Raw genomic sequence first — 19813 nt, 5'->3', positions numbered from 1 at the left:
GTGATGCTTGCCTTCGCAAGGAGATATGACGTGGTTGGATTCAGTTAATCTACTTAGTGTTCTCCCGCACTTTTCACCTGCGGAGCGTCGGGCTGGAGCGAGAGATCGGAATGTGGCGTCGCGCCTGGAATTGGCCGCTGCCAGGCCAGGACGGCTTCGCGCCTGGCATCATGCGTGTCACATGCATGCGCTCATTCCAGATGCCGGCTCCTCCAGATCGTGAGCCTGCCGGATGCTATCGGAGGGTCTGCGCAACGTGCTCAGGGTGCGCGTGACGTTGAACCTTGGTGGGAGTCTGCCGCGCACGACGCCGAAGGCAGTCGGTGAATGAGTGCGATGACAGCGACATCGATGCAGCGCTGCCTTATGAAGCGCGCACGTCCAGCCCGAGAGCCTGGGCGATGACCACTGTTTGATCGACGGTGATGATCGCGTTCTTGAGCTTGACGTTTTCCGGCTCGATGGCGCTCAGATCACTTCCACGAAGATCGGCGCCGGAGAAGTCGGCGCTGTGGAGCCAAGCGCCGGACAAGTCCACATCACGCAGCGAGCTTCCCTGGCACCTTGCACCTGTCAGGTCGGCTTCCCTCAGGCGCGTCCGCAGAAAATTCGCCCTGCGCAGGTCAGCACCCGGCAGGCCCGCAAAGGCCCAGTCGCCATCGATGACCTGGATATGGTCGAACTGGCAACCATCGAACATGCTCCCCATGACCTTGCATTCGGTGAAGCGGCTGTCGAAGAAGTTGCATGAAACAAACGTGCAGTTCACGAACGCGGCACTGTGATGAATGGAGGCGTTGAAGCGTGCCCGCCGAAAGGTGCATTCGTTGAAGATCGTGCCGATGTTGTTGCCTTCGGTGAAATCCAGGTCCAGAAACAGCGTGCTTTGATGCTGCTCGCGATGGAGCTCGCGGCCGTACCAATCCGCGCCGGTGACGGTGCTGGTGGTTGCCGGCGCGGGTTCTCCGTACTTTCGATCTGCCACAAGCCGCGCCTTATGCTCAAGAAGGCGGACATTCTATGTCCGTGCTCCACTTCCTGCTCGGCGGGGCGGCCCGCAGCTTTTGCGGCAAGCATGTGGCCCGCATCGGGCTCTGTGTCGAAGGATCTGGAGCGGTATCGCCGGGCCTGCGGGCCCCCGTTCCGCGGTTTGGGGTGGCTGTGTTCGCAAGTGATGAACAGGTCGTGTCCGTCCGTACAGATTGTGGCGGCGATGGCAATCCGATGGTCGGCAAAATATACTATCCCCCAGTACAGGATATGGGTCGCGCGATGCCGCACTCACCAGAAGAGAAGAAGAAGGTTCTGGCCCGGGTCAAGCGCATCCGGGGGCAGTGCGATGCACTGGAGCGTGCACTGGAGGCCGGCGCCGACTGCAATCCGGTGTTGCAGCAGATTGCCGCGATCCGTGGCGCCGTCAACGGGCTGATGTCCGAGGTGATGGAAGCCCACCTGCGCGAGGAGTTCGGCCAGCCCGCCCGCTCGGAAGCACAACGCGCCGCGCGCGTGACCGAGATGTCCAGCCTTATCCGTTCCTATCTCAAGTAATCACGTGGCGCGCAGCGCCGCGTTCCACCATTCCGCAGGAGAAAGCCATGAAATCACGTGCCGCCGTTGCCTTTGGCCCGGGCCAGCCGTTACAGATCGTCGAGATCGACGTCGCCCCGCCGAAGGCAGGCGAAGTGCTGGTTAAGATCACCCATACCGGTGTCTGCCACACCGATGCCTTCACCCTGTCCGGTGACGACCCGGAGGGCCTGTTTCCGTGCGTGCTCGGCCATGAAGGCGCCGGCATCGTGGTGGAAGTGGGGGAGGGCGTGACCTCGGTGAAGCCGGGCGACCACGTCATCCCGCTGTACACCGCAGAGTGCGGCGAGTGCCTGTTCTGCAAGAGCGGCAAGACCAACCTGTGTACCTCGGTGCGTGCCACCCAGGGCAAGGGCGTGATGCCGGATGGCACCAGCCGCTTCTCGTACAACGGCGAGCCGATCTACCACTACATGGGCTGCTCGACCTTCTCCGAATACACCGTGGTTGCCGAGGTCTCGCTGGCCAAGGTCAACCCGGAGGCCAACCCGGAGCACGTCTGCCTGCTCGGCTGCGGCGTCACCACCGGCATCGGCGCGGTGCACAACACCGCCAAGGTGGCCGAGGGCGACAGCGTGGCCGTGTTCGGCCTGGGCGGCATCGGTCTGGCGGTGATCCAGGGCGCGCGCCAGGCCAAGGCCGGCCGCATCATCGCCATCGACACCAATCCGTCCAAGTTCGAATTGGCCAAGCAGTTCGGCGCCACCGATTGCGTCAACCCAAAGGATCACGACAAGCCGATCCAGCAGGTGGTCGTGGAGATGACCGGCTGGGGCGTGGACCACAGCTTCGAGTGCATCGGCAACACCAACGTGATGCGCGCCGCGCTGGAATGCGCGCACCGTGGCTGGGGCCAGAGCGTGATCATCGGCGTGGCCGGCGCGGGCCAGGAAATCTCCACCCGTCCGTTCCAGCTGGTCACCGGCCGCAAGTGGATGGGCACCGCGTTTGGTGGCGTGAAGGGCCGCAGCCAGCTGCCTGGGATGGTCGAAGACGCGATGAAGGGCGACATCGAGCTGGCGCCGTTTGTCACCCACACGATGGAACTGGAAAAGATCAACGAAGCCTTCGACCTGATGCACGAAGGCAAGTCGATCCGTTCGGTCATTCACTACTGAGATGAGTACGATGTTGAATAGAGAAGTATTGGCAGCAGCGCTGGCTGGCACGGGTGACGACCAGGAAGGGCGTGAGGCGATCGAGCGGCTGCAGGAGCAGGACCTGGTGAAGATCGATCAGTCGATCCTGTCGTCGTTGAGCCATGCCTGGAAGAAGGCGGGCTTCGTTACCACAGGTGTGTTGCTCGCAGCGCCTGACGAGTACGAGGACATCCCGGAGTCGTTTTATGCGTTGCGCATCGGCATCCTGGCCAACGAATCGCGCATTGAAGTGAAGGGCAGCCTGGATATGTTGAAGACCTGCGAGATCCGGCTGCCGTCGGCATCGAGAGGTGACTGAGGTGACGGCCGAACGTATTGAACACCGCGCCTGCTTCGGCGGTTGGCAGGATGTCTACCGGCACGAATCCGAAGTGCTCGGCTGCGAGATGACGGTCGGCGTGTACCTGCCGCCGCAGGCCGAGCAAGGCCCATGCCCGGTGCTGTACTGGCTGAGCGGGCTGACCTGCACCGAGCAGAACTTCATCACCAAGGCCGGCGCACAGCGTTATGCCGCAGAGCACGGGATCATTCTGGTCGCTCCGGACACCAGCCCGCGCGGTGATGCGGTGGCCGATGCCGACGGTTACGACCTGGGCAAAGGTGCCGGCTTCTACCTCAATGCCACCCGTGAGCCGTGGGCGCGGCACTACCGCATGTATGACTACATCGTCGAAGAGCTGCCGGCCTGGGTGGAAGCCGATCCGGCGGCCAGCGATGTTCGTGCGATCAGCGGCCATTCGATGGGCGGCCATGGCGCGTTGACCATCGCGTTGAAGAACCCCGGGCGCTATCGCAGCGTCTCGGCGTTCTCGCCGATCGTCGCGCCCTCGCAGGTGCCGTGGGGGCAGAAGGCGTTTGCCGCCTACCTTGGTGATGATCAGGAAGCGTGGCAGCAGTACGACGCCACGGCACTGGTCGTCGACGCGAAGGAGCGGCTGCCGCTGCTGATCGATCAGGGCGGTGCGGACGAGTTCCTCGACAACCAGTTGCGCCCGCAGTTGTTGCAGGCGGCCTGCGAAGCGGCGGGCCATCCGTTGGAGTTGCGTATCCAGCCCGGTTACGACCACAGCTACTACTTCATCAGCAGCTTCATCGGCGAGCACATCGCACATCACGCCAAGGCGATGCGCTGATCGCACTGTAGAGCGGAGCGATGCTCCGCTGGGGTGTTCCCGGCAAAGCCCCCGCCGAGCCTGGCTCGGCGCTACCGCGCCGGTAGAAAGTCGGTATACGCATACCGGGAATCACGCAGCACGGTTTCGCCCTTCGTCAGCGTGATGGGCTCGCCGAACATCGGGCCGGCGCTGACGCAGGTGTGGAATTCGCCATTCTCGCCACAGGCATCGATGCCCGCAGGCAACGCATCCAGCAGTGGATGGTCGAAGGCCCGTCCGGCAAATGACGCATCCAGGTGCTGCGTATCCACGCAGCACAGATGGGCACGCAGGCCACCGTCGATCATCTCCCGTGCCAGCTTGCCGGTATCGCGGCCGAACAGCGGGAACAATGTCTTCCAGCCCAGCGTGGCGTACTGCTGCTCGCGCCAGTTGCGGATGTCCTGCAACAGCAGGTCGCCGAAGGCCAGTGTCTCCAACCCCGGCCAGCGTTGCCGTGCTTCAAGCAGGGTGGCGGTCATGCGCTGCATATACAGAGCGTTGTCGCATGCCTGCGGAATCCACGATTGCAGCAGCGGCAGGCCTGCGGTGTTGGCCTGCGCCTGCAGTACCTCGGCGCGCACGCCCTGCATCGACGAGCGGTCGTAGCCTTCGGTGAGCGTGGTAAGCAGCGCGACCACCTGTACATCGTCGCGCTGCCGAAGTTGGTGCAGGGTCCAGGCGGCGTCTTTGCCACCGCTCCAGGACAACAGGACAGGAATGTTCAAGGCTCAGCGCACGTCGCGCATTTCCCAGTTGGTGCCGGCAAGCAGGCGCAGGCGGTGCTTGAAGATGTCGCCGGGCAGGCTGGTGATGGCCTGCAGGTTGATGCGCAGGTCGGCCTGCTGGCCGGTCACCACCGCTTGTGGATCGACGGCGGCCAGCGAGGGGTCCACGTCATCGGGTTCGTCCTGCACCGCCTTCCAGCGGTCGAACAACTCGGTCGTGCGCAGCGCGGCCTGCAGCTGCTCGGCGAATGTCTCGGCACCGCTGGCGGTGAACGACAGGCGGGGGTCGCTGCCACGCGCCTTGGCCGGGTCAGGCAGCGAAATCGAATAGTTCACAGGCATGCGGTTTCTCCAGAAGGTAGCCAAGCTTGGCATGGGCGGCGTTTTCGTGATGTCCACGCGCCCGGGTGTCCGTTGCCGGGGTCATTCGCCGAACGTATGCGGGCCGTCGGCAAAGCCGATGGTCACGGCGCCCTTGCCGACATTGACCATGCCGGTCAGGCTCATCACCGCTTCCAGCACTGCCACGCCGTGGCTCTGGCAGGTCTCGCGCAGTTGCTGGTAGCCGGGCAGGGCGCGCAGGTCTTCCAGCGGCCCGCCATAACTGACGCATACCACCGGCGTCATCAGGCCATGGATCACGCGCTTGCCGACGAAGCCGAACAGCGTCTGCACCGCGTTGTCGAAGCCCTTGATCTTGGCCACCGGCTCGGTGTTGCCACGGTAGCCATGCAGCACCGGCTTGATGTCCAGTGCACTGCCCAGGGCGGCGCTGAACAGGCCGACGCTGCGGTCGCCCTTGTGGCGGGCGCGGGCGCGCATGTAGTACAGATCGCGGGTGACCATGTAGCCGTGGACGTTGCTGGCCACCTGTTCCAGCCGCTCCCGCATCTGCTGCACGGTGGCGCCGCTGTCGCGCAGGCGCACCGCCTCCACCGCGCTTACCGCCTGGGCCGCGAACAGGTTCTGCGTGTCGATCACGCGCAGGCTGAAGGGCGAGTTGTGACCGGCTGCCTGGCGAATGGGTTTGTATTCGTTGAGAATCGCGTAGCTGGCTTGCACCGCGTTGTCATGCAGGGGGCTGCGGGTCCGGGTGATGGTCAGGCAGAACACCTGGTCGAAATCGGTGACCAGTTGCTGCAGGAACAGCTCGCGGATCTGCGCGGCGCTGTAGGGGATGGTCTCGGCTTCGGCGCCCTGGTCACTCAACGGCCCTTGCAGGAAAGCCAGGGTGGCTTGTTCGTCGCGGTTGTCCGGCAACAGGGTCTGGCCGATGCGCACGGCGATCGGCAACAGCACCAGGTTGTGTTCTTGCAGGTATCCGTCCGGCAGGTCACAGGCCGAATCCACCACGATTCCAATACGCATGCGGCGCCCCCTCCAGGTTCCGTTCGGTTGTCGATGGGCAAGACCCTATCGCAAAACGGGCGGCGTTGGCGGTTCGTGATCGCCAGGGCATAGGGAGCGCCTGATTTCACCCGCTACTCATACCCATGCCGGGGGTAGGCCTATTAAGCTAGCGCCCAAGCAGCCCGGGCCTCGGTCGGTGGCGCGACAGGTTCGGCAGCGGCAGGTACTGCCCGCAGACAGGCAGTGATGGGAGCAGGAATGGAAACAGCAGATTCAGTGGTGGAGTTCTGGCGCACGGCTGGACCAAAGCTTTGGTTCACGCGCGACGATGCGTTCGATGACGCCTTCCGCCAGCGTTTCCTTGACCTGCACTTCCATGCCGCAGGGCGCAACTGCGAAGAATGGCTGCATGACGCCGAAGGCGCGCTGGCCCTGCAGATCCTGCTGGACCAGTTCCCGCGCAATTGCTTCCGCGGCAGCGCGCACTCCTATGCGACCGACGGGCTGGCCCGGCATTACGCCATGCGTGCCATCGAGGAGGGACTGGACCGGGAACTGACCCCGCAGCTGCGCGCCTTCATCTACCTGCCGTTCGAGCACTCCGAAGACCCTGCCGACCAGGACCGCTCGGTAGCCATGTTCGAGGTGCTGGGTGACCTGGAATACCTGAAGTACGCCGAGCTGCATCGCGACATCATCCGCCGCTTCGGGCGTTTCCCGCACCGCAACGCAGTGCTGGGGCGGATTCCGACCCCCGAAGAGCTGCACTTTCTTGCCGAAGGCGGATTTGCGGGCTGAGGGCTTGGGGAGACGGGAAAGGCCTCCTCAGGCATTCCCAAACAAAAAACGCCGGCAATGCCGGCGTTCTTGTTTTCCGCATCAACGCTGCCGGATCAGTACTTCGGCACGCTGTTGTCCACGCTCTCCGACCAGGCATCGATGCCGCCGGTGATGTTGAAGACATTGGTGAAGCCCAGGGCCAGGAACTGCTCGGCCGCCTGCGCGCTGCGGCCACCACGGTGGCACAGGAAGGCCAGTGCGGTGTCCTTGGGCAGGGCTTCGAGCTTGGCGCGGTTGTCGCCGTCGAAGGTCTCGAACGGTGCATTGATCGCGGCGATGGCGCGTTCGTCGGCCGGGCGCACGTCCACCACGGTGAGGCTGCCGGCGCGCAGCTGGTCGTCGGCGCTGCGCACGTCCAGTTCCTGTACCGGCTTGGGGGCGTTCGGGTTGTTGATGGCCAGGCCCTGGCCACGGATATCGTCCACCCAATCGATGGTGATGCCTTCGGCGCGGCGCGCACTGGCGCTGTCGAACTGCACGCGCAGGCCGTTGGATTCGGCGGCGATGGCGTTGGCGTCGAACGGGGCCAGCTGGAAGTTCGGCTGGAAGCGGGCGTCGATGCTCAGCTGCAGTGCGGCGCCGGGCGAGTCGGCCAGCGCGCCCTTGAGCATTTCCACGGCGGCCGGGGTGACGGTGATCGACGGCGGGGTGCGGTCCGGTGCGGCCAGGCCGAGCAGGCTGCTCAGTTCGCCGCTGCTGGCCATCTGCAGGATGATGTCGCTGCCGCCGATCAGCTCGCCGTCCACGTACAGCTGCGGGATGGTCGGCCAGTCGCCGTAGGCCTTGATGCCTTCACGGATTTCCTGGTCGGCCAGCACGTTGACGTGGCCGAACTCCACGCCCAGGTCTTGCAGCGCGCCAACAGCCTTGGCCGAGAAGCCGCACTGCGGCATGGTCGGCTGGCCCTTCATGAACAGGACGACGCGGTCGGCGCCGAGGATGGATTCAATGCGCGAACGCAGGGCGGGGTCCAGGGACATCGTGTACTCGTGAAAGTGGTCGAAGACAGGGCCGATTCTACGCTGCATGGCATCATGGGGAATGACTGACCCGGAAACCCCGCAGCAGACCCTGCACCGCATTCCCGTCCAACCCTGGCGCTGGCTGCCCTGGTTGATCGCCTCGCAGCTGCTGGTGCTGCTGCTGTGGTGGCAGTTGGGGTGGGGCTGGGGCTTGGCCGCGCTGGTAGCCAGCCATGCGTTGTTCGTGGTGCCGGTATTCCTGCCCAACAGTCGCTTCTATGCGCCGGTGGTCAGCCACCTGCCGGGCCCGGCGGTGTGGTTGACCATTGACGATGGCCCCTCCGACGACACGTTGCCCATCCTCGATCTGCTGGACCGCTACGACGCACAGGCCACCTTCTTCATGGTCGGCGAACGGGCGGCAGCGCGGCCGGAGCTGGTGCGTGAAGTGCTGCGTCGTGGGCATGACCTGGGCAACCACAGCCATTCACACCCGCAGAGCCGGTTCTGGGCGCTGGGGCCGGCGCGGATGGCGCAGGAGATCGGCGCCTGCCAGCAGGCATTGGCGGCCATCGCCGGCGAACCACCACGCTGGTACCGCTCGGTGGTGGGCATGACCAACCCCTTTGTGGGGGCGGCACTCAAGCGTCATGACCTGGCCCGCGTGGGCTGGAGCGCGCGTGGGTTCGATGGTGTGGGCTGCGAGCCGGACAAGGTTGTGGCGCGTATTGGTCGTGATCTGGCCCCCGGCGCCATCGTGCTGCTGCATGAAGGTTCAGGGCATGGCCACAACCTGGCCATCATCCAGGCCGTGCTTCAGCAGTTGCAGGCGCAGGGCCTGTCTGCGCGTCTGCCACGGGCAACGGCGTAGACTCGCCCCCCGTTCTCTGTCCGCCCCACGGAATCTCCGAATGCCTTTCTCCCGACTTGGGCTGTCTCCCTATGTGCTGCCGGCGTTGCAGCAGGCGTTGAGCCAGGCCGGTTACGAGCAGCCGACGCCGATCCAGCAGCAGGCAGTGCCGTTGATCGTGCAGGGGCGCGACCTGGTGGCGCTGGCACCGACCGGTTCGGGCAAGACCGCCGCCTACGTGTTGCCGGCGTTGCAGCGTTTCGTACTGGCTCCGCCGCGCAAGCCGCGTGTACTGGCGCAGCTGGTGCTGGTGCCTACCCGCGAACTCGCGCTGCAGGTGGCCGATGTGTTCGTCACCCTTGGCCGGCAGCTGGCGCGCCAGCCGCGCGTGGTGTGCACCGTGGGCGGAGTGTCGATCAATCCGCAGATGATGGCGTTGCGTGGTGGCGCCGACGTGGTGGTGGCCACGCCCGGACGCCTGTTGGACCTGCTGGCGCACAACGCACTGTCGCTCAAGCAGGTGCAGTTGCTGGTGCTGGATGAAGCCGACCGACTGCTGGAACTGGGCTTCGGTGATGAACTGCGGCAGGTGCTGGCCGAACTGCCAACGCGCAGGCAGACATTGCTGTTCTCGGCGAGCTTCCCGCCGGATATCGAATCACTGGCCAACGCCGGCCTGCGCGAACCGCAGCGGGTGGAAATCGGCGAGCAGGCGCAGCCGGAAATCGAGCAGCGGGCGATTCGCATCGATGCCGTCCGGCGCACCGAACTGCTGTTGTCGCTGCTGGACGAGCCGCAATGGCGGCAGGTGCTGGTGTTTGTCGGCAGTCGCCGCGACAGCGATCGTCTCGCCGGCCAGTTGCGCACGGCGGGCGTGAACGCGCAGGCCCTGCATGGTGATCTGTCGCAAGGACGTCGCATGCGCATGCTGCAGGCGTTCAAGGACAGCGAACTGCAGGTGCTGGTAGCCACCGACGTGGCCGCCCGTGGCATCGACATCGCACGCCTGCCGGTGGTGGTGAACTATGACCTGCCGCGTTCGCCGGCCGATTACCTGCACCGTATCGGCCGCACCGGACGCGCTGGCGAGAAGGGGCTGGCCGTGAGCTTCGTCGATGCCGCATCGCAGGCGCATTGGCGGTTGATCTGTAAGCGCAATGCGGTGCAGGTGGATGCTGCTGTGTTGGCGGGCTTTGAACCCGACGAAGCCGTCGCGACGGAGGTGCGTGTGGCCGATGACAACGGCGGCATCAAGGGCCGCCGGCCGAGCAAGAAGGATCGATTGCGTGCAGCGGCTGCGGCAGCGAAGCCGGCCGAGTGAGAGGGTGGCTGGGTAGGCTGAACTTGGCTTATGCCGTCATTCCCGCGAAGGCGGGAATCGCATTTGCTGTTGCTTGCACGCCTTCCCTGGTGAAACCCAAAGGCAAAAGTGATTCCCGCGTGGGCGGGAATGACGACGCAGAAGCAACGAGCAACGGCATTGCCGAGCAGGGCTCGGCACTACCTGCGGTGAATCAATCCTCGAAGTCGCTTTCCGGCGAGGCTTCGGTGGTCGGCTCGGCAGCCGGGCGCGGGGTGCGCTTGCCGGGCTTGCGCAGCACTTCGACGAAGAACTGCTTGTTGCCAGCGGCCACCAGCGCGTCCACCGCGCGGATCAGTTCGGCGAACACCACCGGCTGGGCACTGGCTTCGTCAACGCCGGCCTTGCTGTCGAAATCCCAGAAGTCGGCACCGGCCGGCAACGCCTTGCCGCGCTCGCGCTTGATGTACTTGCGGATGTCGTGCTTGCTGGCTTCCAGCAGACGGTCGGGATGCTTGCCTTCGAGGTCGAGGCGATAGGTTTTTCTCACGGGAATCTCGTTGAGCACCGGCCCGGACGGGTCGGCAGGATGGGAATGGGGCAATTATCGACGCAAACGGCTGAGTCGCGCCTCAACCCGTGCGTTGGGCAACCAGCAGCCAGTTGTTGAAGGGCGTATTGCCGTACAGCGGGGTGAAGGTGACCGAGAGCCCGGCACGCTGCAGTTGGGCGCGCAGGGTATCTGCATCCGGGTAATGGCGGGGGCGAAACTGCATCCAGCCGATCAAGTTCGCGGCGCGGTCGCCGAGCCTGGAGATGCGTCCCCGGCGACTGCGGTCGGCCAGTGCCATGCGCATCACCAGCCGGCTTCCGTCATCGAGCATGGCTGCGGCTTGTTCCAGCAATGCCTGTTGGGCCGGGGCGGGCAGGTACTGCAGGACGTCGAGAATGGCAACGCTGCCGCGATGCTTGGGCACGGTGGTGGCCAGGTCAACACGCTCAAATCCGGTGTTTTCCAGTGCCGAACGCGTTGCGACGCTGTGGCCGCGACGGATCTTGGCTGCGTCGTTGTCCACGCCACGGTAGGGCATGGACTGGCCATCATGGCGCAGCGCGTGGGCCAGCAGGCCAAGCCCACAGCCCATGTCCAGAACCGGCGCGGTGGTGCCGCGCAGGGCATCCAGGACGCCTGGATACAGTGGGTCGCTGCGCAGCTTTAGCAGGGTGTAGTAGTAATCCCAACGATTGCCCCACGGCTGCTTCGGGGCGAAGGCACGAGCGATGGCGCGGGCATCTTCGGCCGTCATGGCCGGATGGACGTCATCGCGCCTGTTCACGCGGCTGGGGGGGCCTTGAGCAGGCCGGCAGCCACCGGCAACGCCTGTTCCATCCAGCGCTGGTACATCAGCGCGGAGGGGTGCAGGCCGTCTTCCACCAACATGGCCGGGTTGGCGCCGTCTTCGCGGCTGGTCGGGGTGATGTCGACAAAGGCCACACCGTAGTCGCCGCAGCAGGCCTGCTCGGCGGCGTTGAAGTCGTCGATCTCGCGGGCCACCTGTGCCGCATCGCGCCCGTTCTGCTGCGCGTACGGGGTGAAGCCCCAGTCCGGCGTGGACAGCACCAGCACCCGTCGCGGGTCTTCACCGGCCAGGGCGATCGCGCGCTGCAGCAGCTGTTCGAACTGCTGGCGGTACTCGGCCAACGGACGGCCCCGGTACTGGTTGTTGACCCCGATCAGCAGGCTCACCAGCGCGAACGGACCCTGCGGTGCGGCCTCGTCGATGGCCGCCGCCAGCTCGTCGGTGGTCCAGCCGGTGGTGGCGATCACCTGCGGATCATCCAGCCCGATGCCCTGCGCGCGCAGCGCGGCAGCCAACTGGAACGGCCAGGTGCCGGCAGCCGGCACGCCTTCGCCGATCGTGTAGGAGTCGCCCAGGGCGAGGTAGCGCGTGGTGCTTGCGGTCACGTCGGAGTGCATCGTGCGGTCAGGCCCGGCGCGACTTCAGCGGTACCACCTTGGTCACCGCTTCGGCACGGCGGGCCAGCAGCTTGTCGATGCGGCCGAATACCTCGCGCATCACACCGGCTTCCGGCAGCAGGGTCACGCGGAAGTGGTTGCGGTAGGGCACGTTGAAGCTGGAGCCCGGCACCACCAGCACGCCTTCCTCTTCCATCAGCTGCAGGGCGAAGTTGTGGTCGTCAAAGCCCTGTGCGGCCGGGCCCACGACCGCCGGGAAGGCGTACAGCGCGCCCGAAGGCACCACCAGCGACAGGTGCTCGCTGGCTTCGCAGGCTTCGATCACCGCGCGGCGGGTTTCGTAGAGACGACCGCCGGGCGAGCACAACGCACTGATCGTATCCGGGCCGCTGACGGCAGCTTCGATGGCGTACTGGCCCGGCACGTTGGCGCAAAGGCGCAGGGCGCTGAGCAGGTCCAGCGCGGCGCGGAATTCGCCCAGCCGCTCGCCGGCACCGGACAGCAGCATCCAGCCCACGCGCCAGCCGCAGGCGCGGTGCACCTTGCTCAGGCCGCTGAAGGTCAGGCACGGATGGTCGCCGGCCAACGGTGCGACCGGCTGGAACTGCGCACCGTCGTACAGGATCTGGTCGTAGATTTCGTCCACCAGCAGCAACAGGTTGTGCTTGCGGGCGATGGCGACGATTTTTTCCAGCAGCTCGCGCGGGTAGCTGGCGCCAGCCGGGTTGTTGGGGTTGATCAGCACGATGGCGCGGGTGCGCGAGGACACCAGCGTCTCCATCTCCACCGGATCGGGCAGGAACCCGTTCTCCGGGCGGCAGCGGTAATACACCGGACGGCCGTCGTTGAGGATGGTGGCGGCCGACCACAGCGGGTAGTCGGGCGAGGGGACCAGCACTTCGTCGCCGGGGTTCAGCAGCGCCCGCAGTGACAGGTCGATCAACTCGGACACGCCATTGCCCAGGAACACGCGGTCAGCCACCGCATCGGGTGCGCCACGGCGGGCGTAGGCGGCGGCGATCGCTTCGCGCGCGACCGGCAGGCCCTGCTGGTGGGTGTAGGGATCGGTGCGGCCCATGTCATCGGCAATGGCGCGTTGCAGGTGCTCCGGTGCGCGGAAACCGAACGCGCCGGGATTGCCGATGTTGAGCTTGATCAGCTTGTGGCCCTGGGCCTCCAACTCGCGCGCTCGTCGGGCCAGTTCACCACGGATTTCGTAGCGGACTTCGGACAGACGTTCACGGATGACGAGCGGTTTGGAGGGGGTTGACATTTCGACAGGGCCGTTCAAGGGCATGGAAGCCGCATGGTAGCTGAATTGTTGCGTTGCGGGGCGACGGTTCCAATGCCAACCAAGTGTTTGCCGGGGCGGGGTTGGGAAGGGATTTTTCCGGATGAGTGACGGCCGGGCCGCCGTCACGGCTCCCTTCCCCAACCTCCCTGCGCGCTGCGCAAGTGAGGGGGCCCTGATGCGGCCCCTCACTTTCAGAGGAGATGAAGGGGAGGAGGAGGGGCCTTTGGGCTTTGATACCCGCGCGGAAATGTCGCAGACAAGCAGCCCGCATCAGGCCCGGTAGAATTGGCGGATGACAGACACCATCGATTTCGAGCCGCTGCGCAGTATCGGCTGGCCCTGGCCCGGCGCCCCCGAGGAACCGGCCTGGCAGGCCCTTTTCGCCGCCCATCCGCAAGCGCGGCCGGGGCGGGTGATCGAGCAGCACCGCTCCGGCTACGTGGTCGCTGACGCACCCGACCACAGCCTGAAAACCGAATCGCCGCCGGAGTGGCAGCGGCCTCGGTTTCCCAGCCATGAACGCGCGGCGGTGGGCGATTGGGTGTTGCTGGAAGGCATCCGCATCGTCGCGCTGTTGCCGCGGCGTACTTCGATCAAGCGTGGCGCTGCCGGCGAGCATTACCACCAGCAGGTGATCGCCGCGAACATCGACACGGTGTTCATCGTCTGCGGGCTGGATGCGGACTTCAATCCGCGTCGCATCGAACGCTATCTGCTGCTGGTGGGCGGTGGCGGTGCCGCGCCGGTGGTGGTGCTGACCAAGGCCGACCAGACCGAATACAGCGAGGACGCACTGGCGGTGCTGGAAGAACTGGCTGCGCAGGAGATTCCGCTGCTGGCGATCAACGGCAAGGACCCGGCCAGCGTCACCGCGCTGGCACCGTGGCTGCAACCTGGCCACACCATCGTGCTGGTGGGTTCATCCGGCGCGGGCAAGTCCACGCTCACCAATACGCTGCTGGGCGAGGACCGGATGAAGACCAACACGGTGCGCGAGAACGATTCGCGTGGCCGTCATACCACCACGCACCGCGCGCTGATGCCGCTGCCGGGCGGTGCCTGCCTGATCGACACGCCCGGCATGCGCGAGCTCAAGCCGACCGGCGAGGAAACCCTGTCCGAAGGCGGCTTCGCCGACATCGAAGCGCTGACCCTGCAGTGCAAGTTCCGCAACTGCGCGCACCAGCACGAGCCCGGCTGCGCGGTGCAGGAAGCGATCGAGCGCGGTGATATCGAAGAGAGCCGTCTGCAGAACTACCTCAAGCTGCGCGAGGAAGTGGCCAACGCGGCGGCCAAGCTGGCCCAGCGCCAGGCCGAGCAGGCTACCGAGCGCAAGAGCAGCGGGCGTGGCGCGCAATGGCGGCCGGTAGGGAAAGGCAAGCGGCGGTGACTCCGGGCTGACGGGTGGTTTTTTACCCGTCATTGCCCTGAAGCCGGGACTCTCAACCGGCGGATGTGGGGTGATCGCGTTGGCCTTCTGTTCGTCATTCCAGCGCAGATGGGAATCGCTCTGGCTTTCGCCCCCGCGTTGGCTTTTGTCGCGATGTCGGGTGAGAGCCAGAAGCCAAGGTGATTCCGGTCCGCGCGGAAATGACGAGAACCAAAGCAAGGCCACAGTCCAAGGCTACGGACTGCTGGATTTGTGAGTAGTCTGCGAGGACGCGCATGACTACTCCCTTCTCCCGCAAGCAGGAGAAGGTGCCCCGAAGGGGCGGATGAGGGCTTGGTTTGCCTGTTTCGTGAGCGGATTCCATTGAGGAATGCATCAGCGTCACCCGTTCCACCCGGTGTTGCCCTCGCCCCGACCCATCTCGTGCAGGCGGGAGAGGGGCTCAAGCGGAGAGATTGCATGGATAACCCAGACCCCAGCATCGCCCATCACGCTGCGCTCGACGCGCGCATGGTCGCGGCGGTACGTGGCATCCGCCTGCTGACACTGACCAGCTGGCCGGCGTCGATGCAGGCGCCGTTTCTGGAGAGCGTGGCGCGCGGCAATCCGCAGCTGCCGCAGGTGAGCTACCCCAAGCAGGATTTCAGTGAAGCGCGACGCGAACTGGCGGCCATCGAAGCGGCAGTCGACGAGAGCCATCCGCTCGGCATCTATCTGCGTGATTCTGTGCGCAGCTGGGACCTGGCCGCGAGTCTGCTGGAAGCGCTGGGCACGCCGGCGGTGGACCATTTCTCCTGCCAGTTGTTCGGGGTTCCCGACCAGCCGATGCCCGGCAACGGGCCGACCACGCGCGAGGCGGCACGGCATTTCATCCAGATCGCGCAGGAGCTGGACCACGAACTGCTGGCGCCGGAAGAATCCGTTCCGGTGTCGGCCACCGCGCTGCAATTGCAGTTGCAGTCCGACCTGGATGACTTCTTCGACGCACGCATCATCACTGTCGAACTGGATGCCGACCTGATCGCCAAGGCCGCAGCCGGTGCAACCCGCATCCGGCTGCGCAGCGGCGCCTGTTTCAGTGCCTACGACCGCGCGCAGTTGTTCCACCACGAGGCGCTGGTGCATTCGCTCACCGCGCTCAATGGCCGCGAGCAGACGGTACTGGCCAGCCTTGGGCTCTCGTCACCGCGCATCACCGCCACCCAGGAAGGGCTGGCGACGTTTGCCGAGCAGATCACCGGCAGCATCGACATCGAGCGGCTCAAACGCGTCAGCCTGCGTATCGAGGCCATTGCGATGGCGCGCGACGGCGCGGACTTCATCCAGGTGTTCCAGTACTTCCGCGATGCGGGGCAGACCGCGGCGGAGAGTTTTTCTTCGGCGCAGCGTGTGTTCCGTGGCGTGCCGACCTGTGGCGGCGGCGCCTTCACCAAGGACACGGTGTACCTGCGCGGGCTGGTGTCGGTGCACACCTTCTTCCGGCAGATGCTGCGCGAGGACAAGTTGCAGGTATGCCGCTGGTTGTTCGCCGGCAAGATGACGTTGCACGACGCGCAGGCGTTGGCGCCGCTGTTCGAATCCGGCGTGCTGGCCCCGCCGCGCTGGTTGCCGCAGTGGCTCAACCGCGCCAACGGACTGGCTGGCGTGCTGGCGTTTTCGCTGTTTGCCAACCGGATCCGGATGGACCAGATCGGCCAGGTCTGATCGGCCGCTCAGAGCGTATCGAGCAGCTGGCTGACGGCGCGCTCGCCGCTGCCCATCGCCAGGGTCCAGCCGAGCATGCCGTGGCCGATGTTGCAGCCCAGCCCGTCGCCCAGGTTGCGGATGATCGGCGAAGACCACGGCGTCACCGGGCGCAGGCCAGCCCAGCTGCTTTGGATGTGGTCGTAATCGGCCGCCTCCGGCAACGACGCCCGGGCCATCGCCACCAGCTGCGCCAACCGCGCCGGCTCGGGCGTGGGGTTCCAGTCATTGAGATCGGCCAGGCCGGCCACGCGGATGTGTTCACCCAGCCGGCAGAACACCAGCTTGCGTTTTGTGTCGGTGATGCTGACACGCGGTGCATTGGCCCCGCACGGTGCAGTGAACGAGTAGCCCTTGATCGCCATCACCGGCACACGCATGCCGGTCGGGCGCAGCAGCTCGGCACTGTCGATGCCACCGCAGACCAGTACGCGCGCGGCCTGCAGCTGGCGCCCGTCGCGTGCCTGCAACTGCCATTGGCCGTTCTGGCGGCGCAGTGACTGCGTATCGAAATTGAAGCTGGCCTGCACGCCGTACTGCTGTCGCAGGATGTCCAGCAGGCTTTCGCTGAAGCGGTGCGGATCGCCGGCTTCCTCGTCCGGCGAATACACACCGCCGGCGAGCCACGACGCACCGCTCAATGCCGGCTCGATGGACCGGGCTTCGGCGGCATCGACAAGGCGTTGCTGCACGCCGTAAGGACGCTTGAGCGCGATCATCGCCGCTGCGCCCTGCACGCCTTCGGCCGTGGGATACAGGTGCAGCTTGCCGGAGACCAGGTGGTGGAAATCGATCGGGTGCCGTTGCAGCAGCGCCTGCATGGCCGCGCGCGACTCCAGCGCCAACTCCAGGGTGGCAAGGGTGTTGCTGTGCAGGCTGGCCGCATTGGCCTGGCGCAGGAAGGCCAGGCCCCAGCGCAGGAAATCCGGGTCGACGGACCAACGCGTGCGGAAGGGCCCGTTGCGGCCGAATGCCATTTCCGGCAGCTGGCGCCAGGTTGCCGGGCCGGCCATCGCATCGGTATAGGCGTAGCTGAGCTGCGCGCCATTGGCGAAGGACGTGCCCAGTGCCGGACCGGCATTGCGGTCCACCAGCAGCACCGAGCAGCCGCGCCGCGCGGCGGCGTAGGCGCTGGCCAGGCCGACCACGCCGGCACCGATGATGACCAGGTCATGCCGGGTCGGGCCGGGGCCTGTGGAAGCAACGGTTGGTGCGATGGCAGTCATGGGGAAAACGGCACGCAGCGGAAGGTGTCAGGCATTGTCGCGCTGCCCCGCGCCGATGGCGCGGTTGCAGCGCACGGATCAGTCGCTCAGTGCGGCCAGAAGTTCAGGAAGCCGGTGATGATCAGCGCGTTGATGAAGTCGATGAAGAACGCGCCCACCAGCGGTGCCACCAGGAACGCACGCGGCGCCGGCCCGTAACGCTGGGCCAGACGGCGCATCACCGCCATCGCATTGGCGGTGGTGCCGAGCATGAAGCCGATGAAGCCGCCGCCCATCACCGCCGCGTCGTAGTCGCGGCCCATCAGCAGGTAGATCGGCACCGCAAACAGCGCCACCACCGAGACCTGGATGATCAGGTTGACCAGCAGCGGCAGGCCCATGCCGGCCAGCTCCCACAGTTTCAGGTCCATCAATGCGATGGCCAGGAACAGCGCAAGGCAGATGTTGCCGATCAGGTCTGTGGTCGGCACCGACAGCTTGATCCAGCCGGTGTAGTCGTCCACGTTGCGGATCAGTGCGCCGACCAGCATCGCGCCGATGTAGGTGGGCAGGGTCAGGCCGATGCCTTCAAACCCCTTGCCGACCCACACGCCCAGCCACATCGCCATCAGCAGCACGACGATGCTCTTGAGTGCGTCGAACTCGCGCGCTGATTCGTTGGGGTAGCGCACCACCACCGATTCCTCGGCCAACTGCTCGGCCTCGGTCACCTTCCTGTTCGGGTGTTGCACCTTGAAGCGCTGCATCAGCACCGTGATTACCGGGCCGCCGACCAGGCCGCCGCAGATGATGCCGGCCATCGCGGCGGTGACCGCCAGGCTCTCGGCGCCGACCAGGCCGGCCGCCTCGAAATGCGGCGCGAATGCCAGACCGGTGGCCGGGCCACCGGTCAGCGTGGCCGAGCCTGCCAGTACGCCGAACATCGGGTTCAGGCCGAACAGCTTGGCCACGCTGATGCCGATCAGGTTCTGCAGCACCGCGAACAGGCTGCCGATCAGCAGGAACAACATCACCTGCTTGCCGCTGACGCGCAGCAACCGCACGCTGGCGTTGATGCCCAGCGTAGTGAAGAAGGCCACCATCAGCGGGGTCTTGAGCGTGGTGTCGAGCTGGAACAGCGTGGTCTGCTGGCCATGCGCCCACCACACTGCCAGCGCGACCAGCAGCCCGCCGACAACCGGCTCAGGCAGGTTGTAGCGGCGGAACAGGGGAATGGCGCGGCACAGCGCGTAGCCAGCGAACAGGGTCAGGCCGGCGAAGGCCACCGTCTGCACGGCATCAAGTTGGATCATTGGAGCGGGCACCTCAACCAGCGGGAGAGGGACTGTGTCGGGGTCGCCGGACAATATCAATAGCGGGTTGCTGTGGTTGCAGCGCAGCAGACGCCGGCTGAGCCGGGGCGATTTCAGCGGCGCGGGCGCCTGAATACGATGTATTGGCGGCGTTCCGGGGGATCAAAGGCGGTCTGTCAGGCCGCCATGGGTTTGCCGATCCGGGCATTTGCGCTGACTTTTGGGTTGACCGCCGCCGGCCGCCGTGTGGCCACTGCCGTGCGTCGAAGCGGCGTCCGGCGTGAAGCTGGCCAGCTTTCCGCTGGCGGCGTGCCTGCCATCACGGGTGCTGCAATTGCAGGTTTTCCCTTGGGCCGCTGGATTGCCAGCCTAGCGACCAAGGTCGCTCCTACGAGGTTGCTGAAGCCAGTGCGAGCGCTTGTTTGTAGGAGCGGCGTAAGCCGCGAAGCCGGCGATGCAGCCGCTGCGGGTAGGCCTGCAATTGCATGCGGTGCGTCGTCGGGTACCTGGCTTGCCTCGCGGCTTACGCCGCTCCTACAAAAGAGCGTTGCGGCGCTCAGTCCCGCTGCGGGCGCTTGTAGGCGACGCAGTCCACTTCCACCTTGCAATCCACCACCATCCGGTTCTCCACGCAGGCGCGGGCCGGCGGGTGTTCGCCGAAGTAGTGTTTGAACACGCCGTTGAAGGCGTAGAAATCGCGGGCGTCGTCCAGCCACACGCCGCAGCGCACGACGTGCTCCGGGCCGTAGCCGGCTTCGGCGAGGATTTCCAGCACGTTGCCGATGGCCACGTGCGACTGCTCGGTGACGGTGCCGCCGACCAGTTCGCCATTGCGTATCGGCACCTGGCCGGACACGTACAGCCAGCCGTCGGCTTGGACAGCACGGGAGAATGGCATGTGTTGCTTGCCCTGGCCGACGCCGCCTTCGGCGCCATAGCGCTTGATGTCACTCATTGGG

At 65.8% G+C, this 19813-nt stretch carries 21 protein-coding genes; 9 read left to right on the top strand and 12 right to left on the bottom strand.

Annotated features, from left to right (window positions below; translation table 11 throughout):
• Positions 1-364 precede the first annotated feature (364 nt).
• Complete coding sequence (locus LR961_RS15375; RefSeq protein ID WP_232150818.1) at positions 365-985, bottom strand: pentapeptide repeat-containing protein; 621 nt, start codon at positions 983-985, stop codon at positions 365-367.
• A 287-nt stretch (positions 986-1272) separates the two neighbouring features.
• Between LR961_RS15375 and LR961_RS15370 the strand changes: the two genes are divergently transcribed.
• The 4 genes from LR961_RS15370 to fghA are packed head-to-tail and all read left to right on the top strand — an operon-like array spanning position 1273 to position 3880.
• Positions 1273-1548: a metal/formaldehyde-sensitive transcriptional repressor gene (locus tag LR961_RS15370; RefSeq protein ID WP_232151166.1), complete on the top strand. Its 276-nt coding sequence runs from the start codon at positions 1273-1275 to the stop codon at positions 1546-1548.
• Positions 1549-1595: 47 nt separating this feature from the next.
• Positions 1596-2705, top strand: coding sequence for an S-(hydroxymethyl)glutathione dehydrogenase/class III alcohol dehydrogenase (locus tag LR961_RS15365; RefSeq protein WP_232150817.1), 1110 nt, complete (start codon positions 1596-1598; stop codon positions 2703-2705).
• A 10-nt stretch (positions 2706-2715) separates the two neighbouring features.
• The gene (locus LR961_RS15360) at positions 2716-3045 is read left to right on the top strand and encodes a hypothetical protein (protein WP_232150816.1); all 330 of its coding nucleotides are present in this window, start codon (positions 2716-2718) and stop codon (positions 3043-3045) included.
• A gap of 1 nt (position 3046) precedes the next feature.
• Positions 3047-3880 (top strand): S-formylglutathione hydrolase, encoded by an 834-nt coding sequence (gene fghA, locus LR961_RS15355; protein ID WP_232150815.1) that lies wholly within the window; start codon positions 3047-3049, stop codon positions 3878-3880.
• Between the two features lie 71 nt (positions 3881-3951).
• On the opposite strand, the gene LR961_RS15350 is transcribed toward fghA, so the two are convergent.
• The 3 genes from LR961_RS15350 to LR961_RS15340 all read right to left on the bottom strand — a co-directional run bounded on the left by LR961_RS15350 (position 3952) and on the right by LR961_RS15340 (position 5997).
• Positions 3952-4629 carry an adenine nucleotide alpha hydrolase gene (locus LR961_RS15350; RefSeq protein WP_232150814.1) on the bottom strand — a complete coding sequence of 226 codons (678 nt, stop codon included), beginning with the start codon at positions 4627-4629 and terminating at the stop codon, positions 3952-3954.
• Positions 4630-4632: 3 nt separating this feature from the next.
• Complete coding sequence (locus tag LR961_RS15345) at positions 4633-4971, bottom strand: hypothetical protein (protein ID WP_232150813.1); 339 nt, start codon at positions 4969-4971, stop codon at positions 4633-4635.
• A gap of 81 nt (positions 4972-5052) precedes the next feature.
• Entirely contained in the window at positions 5053-5997 is a 945-nt protein-coding gene (locus LR961_RS15340) for a DegV family protein (RefSeq protein WP_232150812.1), read from the bottom strand.
• Positions 5998-6237: 240 nt separating this feature from the next.
• Between LR961_RS15340 and LR961_RS15335 the strand changes: the two genes are divergently transcribed.
• Positions 6238-6777 carry a DUF924 family protein gene (locus tag LR961_RS15335; RefSeq protein WP_232150811.1) on the top strand — a complete coding sequence of 180 codons (540 nt, stop codon included), beginning with the start codon at positions 6238-6240 and terminating at the stop codon, positions 6775-6777.
• 95 nt (positions 6778-6872) lie between these two features.
• Here the strand turns inward: LR961_RS15335 and grxD are convergent, their stop codons facing one another.
• Entirely contained in the window at positions 6873-7799 is a 927-nt protein-coding gene (gene grxD, locus LR961_RS15330; protein WP_232150810.1) for a Grx4 family monothiol glutaredoxin, read from the bottom strand.
• A gap of 61 nt (positions 7800-7860) precedes the next feature.
• On the opposite strand from grxD, the gene LR961_RS15325 reads away from it, so the two are divergent.
• Positions 7861-8652, top strand: a complete 792-nt coding sequence (locus LR961_RS15325) for a polysaccharide deacetylase family protein (protein WP_232150809.1) — start codon at positions 7861-7863, stop codon at positions 8650-8652.
• A 40-nt stretch (positions 8653-8692) separates the two neighbouring features.
• Positions 8693-9952 (top strand): DEAD/DEAH box helicase, encoded by a 1260-nt coding sequence (locus LR961_RS15320; RefSeq protein WP_232150808.1) that lies wholly within the window; start codon positions 8693-8695, stop codon positions 9950-9952.
• A gap of 193 nt (positions 9953-10145) precedes the next feature.
• Here LR961_RS15320 and LR961_RS15315 read toward each other — a convergent pair whose 3' ends face one another.
• The 4 genes from LR961_RS15315 to LR961_RS15300 form a co-directional block, all read right to left on the bottom strand.
• Positions 10146-10481, bottom strand: a complete 336-nt coding sequence (locus LR961_RS15315) for a DUF6172 family protein (RefSeq protein ID WP_232150807.1) — start codon at positions 10479-10481, stop codon at positions 10146-10148.
• An 82-nt stretch (positions 10482-10563) separates the two neighbouring features.
• Positions 10564-11238: a class I SAM-dependent methyltransferase gene (locus LR961_RS15310; RefSeq protein ID WP_232151165.1), complete on the bottom strand. Its 675-nt coding sequence runs from the start codon at positions 11236-11238 to the stop codon at positions 10564-10566.
• Between the two features lie 26 nt (positions 11239-11264).
• A complete protein-coding gene (locus LR961_RS15305; protein ID WP_232150806.1) occupies positions 11265-11897 on the bottom strand; it encodes an SGNH/GDSL hydrolase family protein in 633 nt (210 codons plus the stop codon).
• 19 nt (positions 11898-11916) lie between these two features.
• On the bottom strand, positions 11917-13182 hold the full coding sequence (locus LR961_RS15300; RefSeq protein ID WP_232150805.1) for a pyridoxal phosphate-dependent aminotransferase: 1266 nt from the start codon (positions 13180-13182) through the stop codon (positions 11917-11919).
• Between the two features lie 313 nt (positions 13183-13495).
• Here LR961_RS15300 and rsgA point away from each other — a divergent pair, with 313 nt between their 5' ends.
• Together rsgA and LR961_RS15290 are read left to right on the top strand one after the other, a co-directional pair.
• A complete protein-coding gene (gene rsgA / locus LR961_RS15295; protein ID WP_232150804.1) occupies positions 13496-14593 on the top strand; it encodes a ribosome small subunit-dependent GTPase A in 1098 nt (365 codons plus the stop codon).
• 459 nt (positions 14594-15052) lie between these two features.
• Positions 15053-16297, top strand: coding sequence for a flavohemoglobin expression-modulating QEGLA motif protein (locus LR961_RS15290; protein WP_232150803.1), 1245 nt, complete (start codon positions 15053-15055; stop codon positions 16295-16297).
• Between the two features lie 8 nt (positions 16298-16305).
• Here LR961_RS15290 and LR961_RS15285 read toward each other — a convergent pair whose 3' ends face one another.
• The 3 genes from LR961_RS15285 to LR961_RS15275 form a co-directional block, all read right to left on the bottom strand.
• Positions 16306-17562: an FAD-dependent oxidoreductase gene (locus tag LR961_RS15285; RefSeq protein ID WP_232150802.1), complete on the bottom strand. Its 1257-nt coding sequence runs from the start codon at positions 17560-17562 to the stop codon at positions 16306-16308.
• A gap of 86 nt (positions 17563-17648) precedes the next feature.
• Positions 17649-18854, bottom strand: coding sequence for a sodium/glutamate symporter (gltS, locus tag LR961_RS15280; protein ID WP_232150801.1), 1206 nt, complete (start codon positions 18852-18854; stop codon positions 17649-17651).
• A 556-nt stretch (positions 18855-19410) separates the two neighbouring features.
• Positions 19411-19809 (bottom strand): RidA family protein, encoded by a 399-nt coding sequence (locus LR961_RS15275; protein WP_232150800.1) that lies wholly within the window; start codon positions 19807-19809, stop codon positions 19411-19413.
• Between the last annotated feature and the right edge of the window lie 4 nt (positions 19810-19813).

It is taken from the genome of Stenotrophomonas sp. SY1, assembly GCF_021202945.1.
GTDB lineage: Bacteria > Pseudomonadota > Gammaproteobacteria > Xanthomonadales > Xanthomonadaceae > Stenotrophomonas.
The sequence above is the reverse complement of the archived record's forward strand: the minus strand, read 5'-3'. Positions and strand labels throughout refer to the sequence as shown.